11 protein-coding genes, 1 pseudogene and 1 riboswitch are annotated in these 14,159 nt (G+C 71.0%); of the genes and pseudogenes, 10 read left to right on the top strand and 2 right to left on the bottom strand.

Going from position 1 to position 14,159, the window contains the following annotated elements:
* Positions 1-86: 86 nt before the first annotated feature.
* On the bottom strand, positions 87-1,472 hold the full coding sequence (locus DMB38_RS07040; protein WP_125934419.1) for a cysteine desulfurase/sulfurtransferase TusA family protein: 1,386 nt from the start codon (positions 1,470-1,472) through the stop codon (positions 87-89).
* A gap of 249 nt (positions 1,473-1,721) precedes the next feature.
* Here DMB38_RS07040 and coxB point away from each other — a divergent pair, with 249 nt between their 5' ends.
* The 4 genes from coxB to DMB38_RS07020 all read left to right on the top strand — a co-directional run bounded on the left by coxB (position 1,722) and on the right by DMB38_RS07020 (position 6,231).
* Positions 1,722-2,720 (top strand): cytochrome c oxidase subunit II, encoded by a 999-nt coding sequence (gene coxB / locus DMB38_RS07035; RefSeq protein WP_125934418.1) that lies wholly within the window; start codon positions 1,722-1,724, stop codon positions 2,718-2,720.
* Positions 2,717-4,468, top strand: a complete 1,752-nt coding sequence (gene ctaD, locus DMB38_RS07030; RefSeq protein WP_125934417.1) for a cytochrome c oxidase subunit I — start codon at positions 2,717-2,719, stop codon at positions 4,466-4,468. The genes coxB and ctaD overlap by 4 nt, the downstream gene beginning before the upstream one ends.
* Positions 4,465-4,863 carry a cytochrome c oxidase subunit 4 gene (locus DMB38_RS07025; RefSeq protein WP_047015330.1) on the top strand — a complete coding sequence of 133 codons (399 nt, stop codon included), beginning with the start codon at positions 4,465-4,467 and terminating at the stop codon, positions 4,861-4,863. The genes ctaD and DMB38_RS07025 overlap by 4 nt, the downstream gene beginning before the upstream one ends.
* Before the next feature lie 114 nt (positions 4,864-4,977).
* The gene (locus DMB38_RS07020; protein WP_206337655.1) at positions 4,978-6,231 is read left to right on the top strand and encodes an Ig-like domain-containing protein; all 1,254 of its coding nucleotides are present in this window, start codon (positions 4,978-4,980) and stop codon (positions 6,229-6,231) included.
* Positions 6,232-6,292: 61 nt separating this feature from the next.
* Here DMB38_RS07020 and DMB38_RS07015 read toward each other — a convergent pair whose 3' ends face one another.
* Positions 6,293-6,706 carry a hypothetical protein gene (locus tag DMB38_RS07015; RefSeq protein WP_047015329.1) on the bottom strand — a complete coding sequence of 138 codons (414 nt, stop codon included), beginning with the start codon at positions 6,704-6,706 and terminating at the stop codon, positions 6,293-6,295.
* Between the two features lie 146 nt (positions 6,707-6,852).
* Between DMB38_RS07015 and DMB38_RS07010 the strand changes: the two genes are divergently transcribed.
* The 6 genes and pseudogenes from DMB38_RS07010 to DMB38_RS06985 all read left to right on the top strand — a co-directional run bounded on the left by DMB38_RS07010 (position 6,853) and on the right by DMB38_RS06985 (position 14,059).
* Complete coding sequence (locus DMB38_RS07010) at positions 6,853-7,473, top strand: heme-copper oxidase subunit III (RefSeq protein ID WP_125934416.1); 621 nt, start codon at positions 6,853-6,855, stop codon at positions 7,471-7,473.
* Between the two features lie 63 nt (positions 7,474-7,536).
* Positions 7,537-8,348: pseudogene (locus DMB38_RS07005) on the top strand (c-type cytochrome).
* Positions 8,345-9,418, top strand: a complete 1,074-nt coding sequence (locus DMB38_RS07000; RefSeq protein WP_125934415.1) for a Rieske 2Fe-2S domain-containing protein — start codon at positions 8,345-8,347, stop codon at positions 9,416-9,418. The pseudogene DMB38_RS07005 and the gene DMB38_RS07000 overlap by 4 nt, the downstream one beginning before the upstream one ends.
* Positions 9,415-11,049 carry a ubiquinol-cytochrome c reductase cytochrome b subunit gene (locus tag DMB38_RS06995; RefSeq protein ID WP_125934414.1) on the top strand — a complete coding sequence of 545 codons (1,635 nt, stop codon included), beginning with the start codon at positions 9,415-9,417 and terminating at the stop codon, positions 11,047-11,049. The genes DMB38_RS07000 and DMB38_RS06995 overlap by 4 nt, the downstream gene beginning before the upstream one ends.
* 127 nt (positions 11,050-11,176) lie before the next feature.
* Positions 11,177-12,244 (top strand): anthranilate phosphoribosyltransferase, encoded by a 1,068-nt coding sequence (trpD, locus tag DMB38_RS06990; protein ID WP_125934413.1) that lies wholly within the window; start codon positions 11,177-11,179, stop codon positions 12,242-12,244.
* A 113-nt stretch (positions 12,245-12,357) separates the two neighbouring features.
* Positions 12,358-12,475, top strand: a riboswitch (SAM riboswitch).
* 192 nt (positions 12,476-12,667) lie between these two features.
* On the top strand, positions 12,668-14,059 hold the full coding sequence (locus tag DMB38_RS06985; RefSeq protein WP_125934412.1) for an aminotransferase class V-fold PLP-dependent enzyme: 1,392 nt from the start codon (positions 12,668-12,670) through the stop codon (positions 14,057-14,059).
* Positions 14,060-14,159 lie beyond the last annotated feature (100 nt).

Here is a 14,159-nt window from a genome sequence, read left to right as displayed (position 1 = left end):
CCGGCAGACCAGCAGTGCGCGCGGGCGCCCGGCGGGCAGGACCGCCGGGCGCCCGCCGCGCGCCCCCGGTACGGGCCGGGCGCCGCTCAGCCCCTGCGCCGCACCCTGTAGCCCGTGCCGCCGCCCGCCGCCGGCTCCTCGCCGGCGTACTCCTGCCCGCGCATCTCGCACCACGCCGGGATGTCCAGCCGCGCCGCCTCGTCGTCCGACAGCACCAGCGCCGTGCCGCCCACCGGCACCCGGTCGAAGACCTTCGCCAGCTCTATGACGGGGATGGGGCAGCGCCGCCCGCGCGCGTCGATCACCAGCTCCCCGCCCGGCGTCTCCTCCGCCGCACCGCTCACCGGCGCGCCCAGCTCGGCCCGCACCCCGGCGACCGCGTCCTGCAGCGCCCCCAGGAAGCCCTCCACGTCCTCCACCGACGTCCCCTGCGGCAGCGACACACGCACGTTGCCCTCGGACAGCACGCCCATCGCCTTGAGCACATGGCTCGGCGTCAGCGTGCTCGACGTGCACGAAGACCCGGACGAGACGGAGAACCCCGCCCGGTCCAGCGCGTGCAGCAGCGCCTCCCCGTCCACGTACAGGCAGGAGAACGTCACCAGATGCGGCAGCCGGCGCTCCGGATCGCCGACCACCTCCACGTCCGCGACCGTCTCCGGCACCCGCGCGCGGATCCGGTCCACCAGCGCCCGCAGCCGCGCGTCCTCCGCCGCCGCCTCCCCGCGGACGGCGCGCAGCGAGGCGGCGGTCGCGACGATCGCCGGGATGTTCTCGAAGCCGGGCGCGCGGCCCGACTCCCGCTCGTCCGCGGGGCCCGCGGGCGCGAAGCGCGTCCCCTTGCGCACCGCGAGCAGCCCCACGCCGGGCGGGCCGCCCCACTTGTGCGCGCTGGCCGCCAGCAGCGACCACGGTCCCTCGGTACGTCCCCAGCCCAGCGACTGCGCCGCGTCCACCAGCAGCGGCACCCCCGCGGCCCGGCACTCCTCGGCCGCCTCGGCGACCGGCTGCTCCGTGCCCACCTCGTGGTTGGCCGACTGCAGACAGGCCAGCGCGGTATCGGGGCGCAGCACCTCGGCGTACGCCCCGGGCGCCACCCGGCCGCCGCGGTCCACCGGCACGTACGTCACCTCCCCGCCCGCCGCCTCGTGGCGCTCCGCCGCGTGCAGGACCGCGGAGTGCTCGACCGACGAGACGACGAGGTGCCGCCCGGCGCGGCGGCGGCCCGCCAGCGCCCCGGCGATGCCGTCGTGCAGCGCGCGCGTGCCCGAGGACGTGAACACCAGCTCGTCCGGGCGGCAGCCGACGAGGTCCGCGGTGGTCTCGCGCGCGGCGTCGAGCAGCCGGCGCGCCCGGCGGCCCTCCCGGTACAGCCGGGCCGGATCGGCCCAGCCCTCGTCGAGCGCGGCGAGCAGGGCCTGCCGGGCGATCGGGTGAAGGGGCGCGGACGACGCGGCGTCGAAGTACGGCACGCGACCACGCTAACCCCTGGTCCACGCCTCCGGGCCCGCGACGCCTGCGCCCGGGACGGGCCCCGACGGGGGACCGGCGGGACCGAGTTGACGGCCGCCGCCGCACCATAGGAGTGCCCCCGGCGCGCCAGGGCACCCTCCCCGAGCGACCCCAAATGGCGTCCAGTAGGGTTTGGTCCGCGTAAACATCCAAACCTGCTGCCCGCGCGCCCGAAGGGACCGTGGGCGAGACTCTCGGGAAGGCGCTACGTGAGTCACAACGGCTCCGACCTCCCCCGCGGCCACAAGGCGGCCGCGGGAGGTACCCGCTCGCCGCGGCGCACGATGCGGCGAAGGCTGCCGCAGGCGCTGGCCGCGGGCCTGGTCCTGGTCACCCTCTCCGGCTGTACCTACAAGGACTTCCCCCGCCTGGGCATGCCGACGCCGGCCACCGAGGAGGCGCCGCGGATCCTCTCCCTGTGGCAGGGATCCTGGGCGGCCGCCCTGGCCGTCGGGGTCCTCGTCTGGGGCCTGATCCTGTGGAGCGTCATCTTCCACCGCCGCTCCAGGACCAAGGTCGAGGTCCCGGCCCAGGTCCGGTACAACCTGCCCATCGAGGCGCTGTACACGGTCGTCCCGCTGATCGTCGTGGCGGTGTTCTTCTACTTCACCGCGCGCGACGAGAGCAAGCTGCTGGAGACCTCGGAGAAGCCGGACCACGTGATCAACGTGGTCGGCTACCAGTGGAGCTGGGGCTTCAACTACCTGGAGAACCTGGACGGCGACGCCGCCACGCCGGCGAAGCGGCCCAAGGAGCTCGACGCCATCCCCGACCGGGACTTCAAGGCCGTGCCGAAGGGCGCCGAGGGCGTCTACGACTACGGTGTGCCGGCCAGCGAGAACGAGCAGACCGGCAACCCGGGCCCCACGCTGGTCCTCCCCAAGGGTGAGACGGTCCAGTTCGTGCTCACCTCCCGGGACGTCATCCACTCCTTCTGGGTGGTGCCGTTCCTGATGAAGCAGGACGTCATCCCCGGCCACACCAACGTCTTCGAGGTGACCCCCAACAAGGAGGGCACCTTCCTGGGCAAGTGCGCCGAGCTCTGCGGCACGGACCACTCCCGGATGCTCTTCAACGTGAAGGTGGTCTCCCCGGAGAAGTACCAGGAGCACCTGCAGAAGCTGGCCGACAAGGGCCAGACCGGGTACATCCCGGCGGGCATCCCCCAGACCGACGCCGCTAGGAATGCGGAGACCAACTACCAATGAGCATCCTCAACGAACCCCAGGGTGCGGCGGCCGCCGGCGCGGGCGAAGACGCATACGAGGACGAGGTGCCCGCGCGCCGCCGCCAGCCCGGCAACGTCGTGGTCAAGTGGCTGACGACCACCGACCACAAGACGATCGGCACGCTGTACCTGGCGACGTCGTTCTTCTTCTTCATCATCGGCGGCATCCTGGCGCTGTTCATGCGCGCCGAGCTGGCCCGGCCGGGCACGCAGGTGATGAGCAACGAGCAGTTCAACCAGGCGTTCACGATGCACGGCACGATCATGCTGCTGATGTTCGCGACGCCGCTCTTCGCGGGCTTCGCGAACTGGATCATGCCGCTGCAGATCGGCGCGCCCGACGTGGCGTTCCCGCGGCTGAACATGTTCGCGTACTGGCTGTACCTCTTCGGGTCGCTGATCGCGGTCGCCGGGTTCATCACCCCGCAGGGCGCGGCCGACTTCGGCTGGTTCGCGTACACGCCGCTCTCCGACGCGGTGCGCTCGCCGGGCGTCGGCGCCGACATGTGGATCATGGGTCTGGCGTTCTCCGGCTTCGGCACCATCCTCGGCTCGGTGAACTTCATCACGACCATCATCTGCATGCGGGCGCCCGGCCTGACGATGTTCCGCATGCCGATCTTCACCTGGAACGTGCTGCTCACCGGCGTGCTGGTGCTGCTCGCCTTCCCGGTGCTGGCCGCCGCGCTGCTCGCGCTGGAGGCGGACCGCAAGTTCGGGGCGCACATCTTCGACCCGGCGAACGGCGGTGCGCTCCTCTGGCAGCACCTCTTCTGGTTCTTCGGCCATCCAGAGGTGTACATCATCGCGCTGCCGTTCTTCGGCATCATCTCCGAGGTCGTCCCGGTCTTCAGCCGCAAGCCGATGTTCGGCTACATCGGCCTGGTGGCCGCCACGATCTCCATCGCCGGTCTGTCCGTGACCGTGTGGGCGCACCACATGTACGTGACAGGAGGCGTACTCCTCCCGTTCTTCGCGTTCATGACGATGCTGATCGCGGTGCCGACAGGAGTGAAGTTCTTCAACTGGATCGGCACGATGTGGAAGGGATCACTGAGTTTCGAAACACCGATGCTCTGGTCCATCGGCTTCCTCGTGACGTTCGCCTTCGGCGGTCTGACCGGTGTCATCCTGGCCTCGCCGCCGCTGGACTTCCACGTCTCCGACTCGTACTTCGTGGTGGCCCACTTCCACTACGTGGTCTTCGGCACCGTCGTCTTCGCGATGTTCGCGGGCTTCCACTTCTGGTGGCCCAAGTTCACGGGCAAGATGCTCGACGAGACACTCGGGAAGATCACCTTCTGGACGCTGTTCATCGGCTTCCACGGCACGTTCCTGGTGCAGCACTGGCTGGGCGCCGAGGGCATGCCCCGGCGGTACGCGGACTACCTCGCGGCCGACGGGTTCACCGCCCTGAACACCTTCTCGACGATCAGCTCGTTCCTGCTCGGCATGTCGATGCTGCCGTTCTTCTACAACGTGTGGAAGACCGCCAAGTACGGCAAGAAGATCGAGGTCGACGACCCGTGGGGCTACGGCCGCTCCCTGGAGTGGGCCACCTCCTGCCCGCCGCCGCGGCACAACTTCACCTCGCTGCCGCGCATCCGGTCCGAATCGCCGGCCTTCGACCTGCACCATCCCGAGATCGCGGCGGCCCAGGTCGGGCAGAGCCACGGCGCCGGTGACAAGACGCTCGTCGGCGGCGGCAGCGAAGGGGAAGCGAAGTGAAGATCCAGGGCCACATGTTCGGCTGGCTCGCCGCCTTCGTCCTGGTCGCGGCGATCGTCTACGGCTACTGGTCGAAGGAGCCGGTCGGCACCACCGCGCTGTTCCTGGCCTTCGGCCTCACCGCGATGATCGGGTACTACCTGGTCTTCACGGCCCGCCGGGTCGACACCGGGGCGCAGGACAACAAGGAGGCGGAGGTCGCCGACGACGCCGGCGAGCTGGGCTTCTTCAGCCCGCACAGCTGGCAGCCGCTGTCGCTGGCCATCGGCGGCGCGCTCGCCTTCCTCGGCATCGTCCTCAACTGGTGGCTGCTGTACTTCTCCATCCCCGTGATCCTGGTCGGCCTCTACGGCTGGGTCTTCGAGTACTACCGCGGGGCGGACCAGAACCAGTAGCGCACTACAGCACAGCTCCACCGACGGGGCCGCGGCACGCCGAACGGGTGCCGCGGCCCCCTCGTATGGCCCACACACCGCGCGTCGCGTGGAGCATCTGCCTAGCGTGTGATCATGAGCCAAACGCCCCATCGCCGTACGGCAGTCAGTTGTTCCCTGCTGTTGGTCGCCCTCGCCCCGGGCCTCGCCGCATGCGGCGCCGGCGGCCATCCGCTGGCCCGCGAACCGGGAGAGCCCGCCGGCCGGATCACCCTCTCCGGCGTGGCCGACGACAGCGGTCTCGCCGACCCCTCGGAGGACCTGGAGGTCACCGCCGAGGGGCAGGCCCGCATCACGGACGTCACGGCCGTGGACGAGAGCGGCCGGTACGTACGCGGCCGGCTGTCCGCCGACGGCCACACCTGGCGCAGCACCGTGCCGCTGGCCGCCCGGTCCCGGTACAGCGTCGAGGTGAGCACCGAGAACGACGACGGTGCGCCCGGCCGCAAGCGGCTGACGTACCGCACCTCCAAGGTCAGGACGAAGAAACCGATGAAGGTCGAGCTGGGCCCCGAGAAGGGCACGTACGGCGTCGGCCAGCCGCTGACGGTCAAGCTGAACCGGGCCGTGAAGACCCAGGCGGAGCGGTCCGTCGTCGAGCGCGGGCTGAAGGTCAGCTCGACGCCGGTGGTCCAGGGTGCCTGGTACTGGGTCGGCGACAAGGAACTCCACTACCGCCCCAAGGAGTACTGGCCCGCGGGCGCCCGGGTCCGGCTGGAGAGCCGGCTGGAGGGCGTCAAGGTGCGCGAGGGCGTCTACGCGAGCGCCGCGAAACCCCTGGAACTGAAGATCGGCGACCGCATCGAGGCGGTCACCGACGCCTCCACGCACGAGATGACCGTGTACCGCAACGGAAAAGAGATCAACACCATCCCGGTCACCACCGGCAAGGCGGGCTTCGAGACCCGCAACGGTAAGAAGGTGGTGCTGGAGAAGCAGTCGAGCGTCCGGATGACCGGCGCCAGCATCGGCGTCGGCGGCACCGGGGAGGACTACGACCTCCAGGTGTCCTGGGCGACCCGCGTCACCTGGAGCGGCGAGTACGTGCACGCCGCCCCCTGGTCCGTGGGCTCGCAGGGCTCCGCCAACGTCAGCCACGGCTGCACCGGGATGAGCACCGAGGACGCCGCCTGGTTCTTCAAGACCGTACGGCCGGGCGACATCGTGGAGGTCGTCAACAGCTACGGCGAGGACATGGCCCCGTTCGGCAACGGCTTCGGGGACTGGAACCTCTCCTGGACCAAGTGGCAGGAGGGCAGCGCCCTGACGCCCGGCGTACGCGACGGCGGCGGCCCGGCGGAAGCGGGCCGGCTGCGGCCGGGAATCTGAGCCGCCCGCCGGGCCGTACGGCCCGGCGGGGGAGCGCCGGATCCCCCGGCGCCCGCCGCCCTCAGGCGCGTACGGCCTGCCGCAGCCGCAGCACTTCCGCCAGACCGTCCGCGAGCGCCGCCGGGTCGACCGGGTGCGCCACGGTGGCCTCCGCCCGGCTCCAGGTCGCCAGCCAGGCGTCCTGCGGGCGGCCGATGATCAGCAGGACGGGCGGGCACTGGAAGATCTCGTCCTTGATCTGCCGGCACACCCCCATGCCGCCGGCGGGCACCGCCTCGCCGTCGAGCACGCAGGCGTCGATCCCGCCCCGCTCCAACTCCGCCAGCACCGCGGGGAACGTGGCGCACTCGACGTACTCCACCGGCGGCAGGTCCGCCGCGGGGCGGCGCCCGGCGGCGAGCCGGACCTGCTCGCGCGTGTTCGCGTCGTCGCTGTAGACCAGTACGTTGACCGGTCCTGCGGCCGTCGACTCCATGGTTCCTCCGGTGGTTCTCGGGCACCGCTCTCACCGCGGATGCTACTCCGCCCGGGATGCGGCGGTGCAGTCCAGGGCCCCTCTGCGGCGCCCTGACACTCCGAACGGCACCCCCCGGAGTGAGGCGGGGATAAGGGACCGACATAATGTCGGACGTGGCGACAGCAACAGCAGCAGTAGAGACCGGGCACGCGCACCCGTCGGTCAACCGGCCGAACCTCACCAGCGTCGGAACCATCATCTGGCTGAGTTCCGAGCTGATGTTCTTCGCGGCCCTCTTCGCGATGTACTTCACCCTGCGTTCGGTGATGGGGGCGGACTTCTGGAAAGACCAGGCCGACACCCTCAACGTTCCGTTCGCGCTCGGCAACACCACGATCCTGGTGCTCTCCTCCCTCACCTGCCAGCTCGGCGTCTTCGCCGCCGAGCGCGGTGACGTGAAGAAGCTGCGCATGTGGTTCACGGTGACCTTCATCATGGGTGCCGTCTTCATCGCCGGGCAGGTCACCGAGTACGTCGAGCTGGTGCACGAGGGCATCACGCTCTCCTCCGGCCCGTACGGCTCGGTGTTCTATCTGACCACCGGCTTCCACGGCCTGCACGTGACGGGCGGTCTGATCGCCTTCCTGCTGGTCCTGGGACGCACCTACGCGGCCAGACGGTTCACGCACCAGCAGGCGACGGCCGCGATCGTGGTGTCCTACTACTGGCACTTCGTCGACGTGGTCTGGATCGGCCTCTTCGCCACCATCTACTTGATCAAGTAACCGGCCGGGGAGCCGGCACCGAGAAGCACACCGACGCTGAAGATCCTGATACCGGGGTAATCCGTGAAAAAGCTCTCCGCACGACGGCGCCATCCGCTGGCGGCGCTCGTCGTCCTACTCATCGCGCTGGCGGCCACCGGGGGCTGTACGCCACATTCGCGCCCACCGGTAAGGCGCAGGCCGACGAGACCAGCGCACAGTCCCTCGCCGTCGAAGAGGGACAGAAGCTCTTCCGGGTCGGCTGCGCGAGCTGCCACGGCACCGGCGGGCAGGGCTCCAGCGACGGCCCCAGCCTCGTGGGCGTCGGCGCGGCCGCGGTGGACTTCCAGGTCTCCACCGGCCGGATGCCCCTGCAGCAGCAGGGCGCCCAGGCGCCGAAGAAGCCGAGTGTGTACACCCAGAAGGAGATCGACCAGCTCGCCGCGTACGTCGCCTCCCTGGGCCCGGGCCCTGCGGTCCCCGAGGAGAGCCAGTACGACCCGGCGGGCGGCGACGTCGCCCGCGGCGGTGACCTGTTCCGCACCAACTGCGCGCAGTGCCACAACTTCACCGGCAAGGGCGGCGCCCTCACCGACGGCAAGTACGCGCCGAACATCGACGGCGTCGATCCGAAGCACATGTACGAGGCGATGCAGACGGGGCCGCAGAACATGCCGTCCTTCCCCGACAAGCTGCTCACCACCTCGGACAAGCAGGACATCATCGCCTACCTCGACGAGGTCGGCGGCGACGAGGCCGAGTCGCCCGGTGGCTTCAGCCTCGGCGGCCTCGGCCCCGTGAGCGAGGGTCTGTTCGCCTGGGTCTTCGGGCTCGGCTCCCTCGTCATCCTGACGATCTGGATCACCGCCCGCTCTGCAAAGGCCAAGAAGTCATGAGTAGCCAGCCTGGCTCCGAGAACGAGAACAACGGCGAGCACCTGCCGACCGTCCGGGAGGGCGAGGAGAGCGGGGGCGTCGCGGTCGAGGAGCGCGACCCGTTCGCCAACCCCGGCCTGCCGCCGCACGAGCCGCGCAAGCAGGACATCGACGAGCGCGCCGCCAAGCGCTCCGAGCGCACCGTCTCGCTGCTCTTCACGGTGTCGATGCTGGCGACCGTCGGCTTCATCGTCTCGTTCGTCGCGATCGACGTCGACAAGATCGTCTACATCTTCCCGCTCGGCCACATCAGCGCGCTGAACTTCGCCCTCGGCGTCACCCTGGGCCTCGCGCTGTTCTGCATCGGCGCCGGTGCCATCCACTGGTCCCGCACGCTGATGTCGGACGTGGAGGTCATCCAGGAGCGGCACCAGATCGAGTCCTCCGAAGAGACCAAGGCCATCACCAAGGCCCAGTGGCGGCAGGGCACCGAGGAATCGCAGATCGGCAGCCGCAAGATCATCCGCCGCACCATGCTCGGCGCGCTCACGCTGGTGCCCCTCGCCGGTGTCGTGCTGCTGCGCGACCTCGGCCCGCTGCCGGGCACCAAGCTGCGCCACACCCTGTGGGGCAAGGGCAAGCTGCTCATCAACATGAACACCGACGAGCCGCTGCGCCCCGAGGACATCACCGTCGGTTCGCTCTCCTTCGCCAAGCCCGAGGGGCTGAAGGAAGGCGACCACGACTTCAACACCGAGATCGCCAAGGCGGCGCTGATGCTCGTCCGGATCCACCCGGGCGACATCAAGGACAAGAAGTCGGCGGACTGGGGACACGAGGGCATCCTGGCCTACTCCAAGATCTGCACGCACGTCGGTTGTCCCGTCAGCCTGTACGAGCAGCAGACGCACCACGTGCTGTGCCCGTGTCACCAGTCGACGTTCGACCTGTCCGACGGCGCGCGCGTGCTCTTCGGCCCGGCGGGGCACCCCCTGCCGCAGCTTAGGATCACGGTCAATGACGAGGGCTACCTGTACGCGCTCGGCGACTTCGACGAGCCGGTAGGCCCCAGCTTCTGGGAGCGCGGATGAGCACCACCACGACAGACACACGCCGCAAACCACCCGGCAGAGGTGAGAGAGTCGCCGACTGGGCGGACGCCCGGCTCGGACTGCACGCCGCCGGCCGCAAGAACATCCGCAAGGTGTTCCCCGACCACTGGTCCTTCCTCCTCGGGGAAGTGGCCATGTACACCTTCCTCATCGTGCTGCTGACCGGCGTGTACCTGACGCTGTTCTTCAAGCCGAGCATGGCGGAGATCACCTACCACGGCTCGTACGCGCCGATGAACGGCGTGCACATGACGGAGGCGTACGCCTCCACGCTGGACATCAGCTTCGACGTCCGCGGCGGGCTGCTCATCCGGCAGATCCACCACTGGTCCGCGCTGATCTTCATCGCCGCCATGGCGACGCACATGATGCGCGTCTTCTTCACCGGCGCGTTCCGCAAGCCGCGCGAGGTCAACTGGCTCTTCGGCTTCACGCTGCTGGTCCTCGGCTGCATCGCCGGCTTCACCGGCTACTCGCTCCCCGACGACCTGCTCTCCGGCACCGGCGTCCGCTTCATGGAGGGCGCGACGCTGGCGACCCCGGTGGTCGGTACCTACCTGGCGTTCTTCCTGTGGGGCGGTGAGTTCCCCGGGACGGACATCATCCCGAGATTCTTCGCCATCCACGTGCTCCTGGTGCCGGGCATCATGCTGGGGCTCTTCGTGCTCCACCTGATCCTGGTCTTCTACCACAAGCACACCCAGTTCGCGGGCGCCGGGAAGACCAACGACAACGTCGTGGGCGCGCCGTTCATGCCGATCTACGTGGCGAAGGCGGGCGGGTTCTTCTTCCTCGTCTTCGGCGTGGTCGCGGTGATCGCGGGCATGTTCACCATCAACCCGGTCTGGGATCTGGGACCGTACCGACCAGATCTGGTCTCCACCGGAGCCCAACCGGACTGGTATATGGGCTGGACCGAGGGGCTGATCCGGTTCATGCCCGGCTGGGAATGGGTCATCCCCGGCGGATACACGATCAACTTCGGGGTGTTCATCCCCCTGATGATCGTGGGCGTCGTCCCGATCGCGATGGTCGCCTACCCGTTCTTCGAGACCTGGGTGACCGGCGACCACCGCGAGCACCACACCCTGGACCGCCCGCGGAACGTGCCGACCCGTACCGCCTTCGGGGTGGCCTGGCTGACCTGGGTCTTCGTGCTGCTGATGGCCGGCGGCAACGACCTGTGGGCGACGCACTTCCACCTCTCGATCGAGTCGATCACGTGGTTCGTGCGGGTCTCCTTCTTCGTCGCCCCGGTGGTGGCCTTCTGGATCACCCGGCGCATCTGCCTCGGGCTGCAGCGGCGGGACCGCGAGAAGGTCCTGCACGGCCGGGAGACGGGCATCATCAAGCGGCTGCCGCACGGCGAGTTCATCGAGGTGCACGAGTCGCTGTCGCAGGAGGAGATGCACAAGCTCACCGCGCACGACCAGTACACGCCGCTGGAGCTCGGCCCGACGGTCGACGACAACGGCGTGGTGCGCAAGCAGGGCCCGGTGGAGAAGCTGCGGGCCAGGCTGTCGCAGGGCTACTACGGCGAGGCCGGCCAGATCGCGAAGCCGACCCGGCACGAGTACGAGGAGATCACCAGCGGCCACGGGCACCACTAGGGCCTGTCCGCCGCCGGGCGATCACCGCCGGGGCCCCCGTCCAGCAGTTGGACGGGGGCCCTTCGGCGTACTCTGCGGTCGATAGGCTGACGCCCGACAACTGAGACGACCCCCGGGACGGTGTGCCATGAGCGTGCAGACGGCAGCAGGAGGCGACAGCACGGCGGCGCGTTCCTGGCCGGATGTCATCAGCGCGCTGATCGCCGGGCAGGACCTCAGCGCCGAGGACACCGCGTGGGCCATGGACCAGATCATGTCGGGCACCGCGAGCAACGCGCAGATCGCCGGCTTCGCGGTCGCCCTGCGGGCCAAGGGCGAGACGGTCGCGGAGATCTCCGGGCTCGTGCGCACGATGTACGAGCACGCCAACACCATCGCCGTCCCGGGACCGACCGTGGACGTCGTCGGCACCGGCGGCGACCGGGCCCGTACGGTCAACATCTCCACCATGTCCGCGATCGTCGTCGCCGGGACCGGCGCGAAGGTCGTCAAGCACGGCAACAGGGCCGCGTCCTCCGCCTCCGGCGCCTCCGACGTGCTGGAGAAGCTGGGGGTCAACCTCGACCTGGCGCCCGAGCGGGTCGCCGAGGTCGCGGAGGAGGCGGGCATCACGTTCTGCTTCGCGGTCAAGTTCCACCCCGCGATGCGGCACGTCGCGCAGACCCGCAAGGAGCTGGGCGTCAGCACCCCGTTCAACTTCCTCGGCCCGCTCACCAACCCGGCGAGGGTCGGGGCGCAGGCGACCGGCGTCGCGGACGCCCGGATGGCGCCGATCATGGCCGGGGTGCTGGCCGAGCGCGGCACCTCGGCGCTCGTCTTCCGCGGCGACGACGGGCTGGACGAGCTGACCACGACGGCCACCTCCCAGGTGTGGACCGTGCGCGGCGGCGCGGTGCGGCAGGAGCGCTTCGACCCGCGGGACGTGGGCATCGAGCTGGTGCCGGTGGAGGCGCTGCGGGGCGCGGACGCCTCGTACAACGCCGATGTCGCCCGCCGGCTGCTGGCCGGCGAGACCGGCCCGGTGCGCGACGCGGTGCTGCTGAACGCGGCGGCGGCGCTCACGGCCCTGGACGCCGACGCGGACGGCCCGCTGCCGGACCGGATCGCGGCGGGCATCGTGCGGGCCGCGGAGTCGATCGACTCGGGCTCCGCGCTGCGGGCGCTGGAGCGCTGGGTCGCGGCCAGCAACCGCTGAGGCGCAGGCGGGGGTCTGCCGGTACGGGCCACCTCCGCCGATATCCGGAGAGTTGCGGACAGTCCGGGCAACAGGGTTGCGCCGCGGCTCTCCGGTGCGCATACTCCTGACCAGGTCACGAGCGACAGCGATCAAGGCCCCGGCCCGCTGTCCGGCAACCCTCCGTCCGTGGCGGGGTGCCCCGGGTGATGACCGGGCCGCAGGCAGCGAGGTCTGCGGCAAGCGCGGACCCCTCGCGAATCCAGGGGTCCTGGTCGGCCGAGGGAGTACCGCCGTGAGCAAGCGAATGCGCTAGGGGCTTTCCGCCCCTCGCCGCCGCGCGCGTCCTTCCGCAGCGTCTCCGCCGAGCGTCGCGCGCGTCCTTTCCGGGCCGTACGGGCCCGTCACCCCGCACATCTCGACGCCTGCTCACGGGAGTTCCGCATGTCCGCGTCCACGCTCACCCCCGCCTGTCTGCCCGTCCTCGGCCGGGACGTCCGCGCCCCGCTCGTCACCGGCGGCGACGCCGAGTACGCCGCCCTGGACTACGCCGCCAGCGCCCCGGCGCTGCAGCGCGTCTGGGACGACGTCGCCGCCTACGCGCCGTACTACGGCAGCGTGCACCGCGGCGCCGGCTACCTCTCGCAACTCTCCACCGAACTCTTCGAGTCCAGCCGGGCGACGGTCGCCGGGTTCCTCGGCTGCCGCCCCGACGACCAGGTCGTCTTCACCCGCTCCACCACGGACTCGCTCAACCTGCTGGCGACCGCGCTGCCGCCGGGGACCGAGGTCTACGTCTTCGAGACCGAGCACCACGCCGCCCTGCTGCCCTGGCAGCACGGTGGCTCCGCGGCCGGCCGGGTCACCGTGCTCGCCGCGCCCGCCAGCCCCGGGCAGGCCGTGGCGGCGCTGGACTCGGCGCTGGCGGCGCGGGTCGGCGACGGTCCGGCGCTGGTGTGCGTGACGGGCGCCTCGAACGTCACCGGCGAGCTGTGGCCCGTACGGGAGCTGACCGCGGCGGCGCACCGGCACGGGGCGCGGCTGGTCCTGGACGCGGCGCAGTTGGTGCCGCACCACCCGGTGGACGTGGCGGACCTGGGCGTGGACTGGGTGGCCTTCTCCGGCCACAAGCTCTACGCGCCCTTCGGCGCCGGCGTCCTCGCGGGGCGGGCGGACTGGCTCCAGGCCGCGCCGCCGTACCTCGCGGGCGGCGGCGCCAGCCGGCGGGTGCTGCGGGCGGCCGACGGGGGAGTGGACGTCGAGTGGCAGACGAGTGCGGCGCGGCACGAGGCGGGGTCGCCGAACGTCATCGGCGCGTACGCCATCGCGTCCGCGTGCAAGGCGCTGACGGAGGCCGGGTTCGGCGAACTGGTGGCGCGGGAGCGGGCGCTGGTGGCGCGGGTACTCGACGGGCTCGCGGAGCTGCCGGGGGTGCGGGTGCTGTCGCTCTTCGGCGCGGACGCGGCGCGGGTCGGGGTGATCTCGTTCGTGGTCGAAGGATGGAGCAGCTCGCATCTGGCGGCGGCGCTGTCGGCGGAGCACGGGATCGGGGTGCGCGACGGGCTGTTCTGCGCGCACCCGCTGGTGCGGGCGCTGCTCGGCGAGGCGGGGGAGTCGGCCGAGTGCGGGGGAGGCGCCGGGGACGGGGAGCGGCCGCTGAACGCGGTGCGGGTGAGCTTCGGGGCGGGCACGCCGGACGAGCACGTGGACCGGTTCCTGGCGGCGCTGGGGTCGCTGGTGCGCGACGGGGCGCGGTGGTTGTACCGCACGGTGGACGGCCGCTGCGTCCCCGCCTCCGCGGTACCGGCCGCGGGCGGGGCCCCGCAGGCGGCCTGACTCCGCGGGCGGCTGCCGGCCGGGTCCGGCTGCCGGCCGGGTCCGGCTGCCGGCCGGTGCGCTTGCTTCCGGCTGCGGGTCGGGGACGGGACCGGGGGCA

The sequence above is a fragment of the Streptomyces sp. WAC 06738 genome (assembly GCF_003945505.1).
Classification (GTDB): domain Bacteria; phylum Actinomycetota; class Actinomycetes; order Streptomycetales; family Streptomycetaceae; genus Streptomyces.
This window is presented reverse-complemented; position numbering and strand designations above follow the sequence as displayed.

Coding starts and splice junctions, on each gene's coding strand:
- ctaD (WP_125934417.1), top strand. CDS start 2,717: ATGAGCATCCTCAACGAACCCCAGGGTGCGGCGGCCGCCGGCGCGGGC.
- DMB38_RS07020 (WP_206337655.1), top strand. CDS start 4,978: ATGAGCCAAACGCCCCATCGCCGTACGGCAGTCAGTTGTTCCCTGCTG.
- DMB38_RS07015 (WP_047015329.1), bottom strand. CDS start 6,706: ATGGAGTCGACGGCCGCAGGACCGGTCAACGTACTGGTCTACAGCGAC.
- DMB38_RS07010 (WP_125934416.1), top strand. CDS start 6,853: ATGTCGGACGTGGCGACAGCAACAGCAGCAGTAGAGACCGGGCACGCG.
- DMB38_RS07000 (WP_125934415.1), top strand. CDS start 8,345: ATGAGTAGCCAGCCTGGCTCCGAGAACGAGAACAACGGCGAGCACCTG.
- DMB38_RS06995 (WP_125934414.1), top strand. CDS start 9,415: ATGAGCACCACCACGACAGACACACGCCGCAAACCACCCGGCAGAGGT.
- trpD (WP_125934413.1), top strand. CDS start 11,177: ATGAGCGTGCAGACGGCAGCAGGAGGCGACAGCACGGCGGCGCGTTCC.
- DMB38_RS06985 (WP_125934412.1), top strand. CDS start 12,668: ATGTCCGCGTCCACGCTCACCCCCGCCTGTCTGCCCGTCCTCGGCCGG.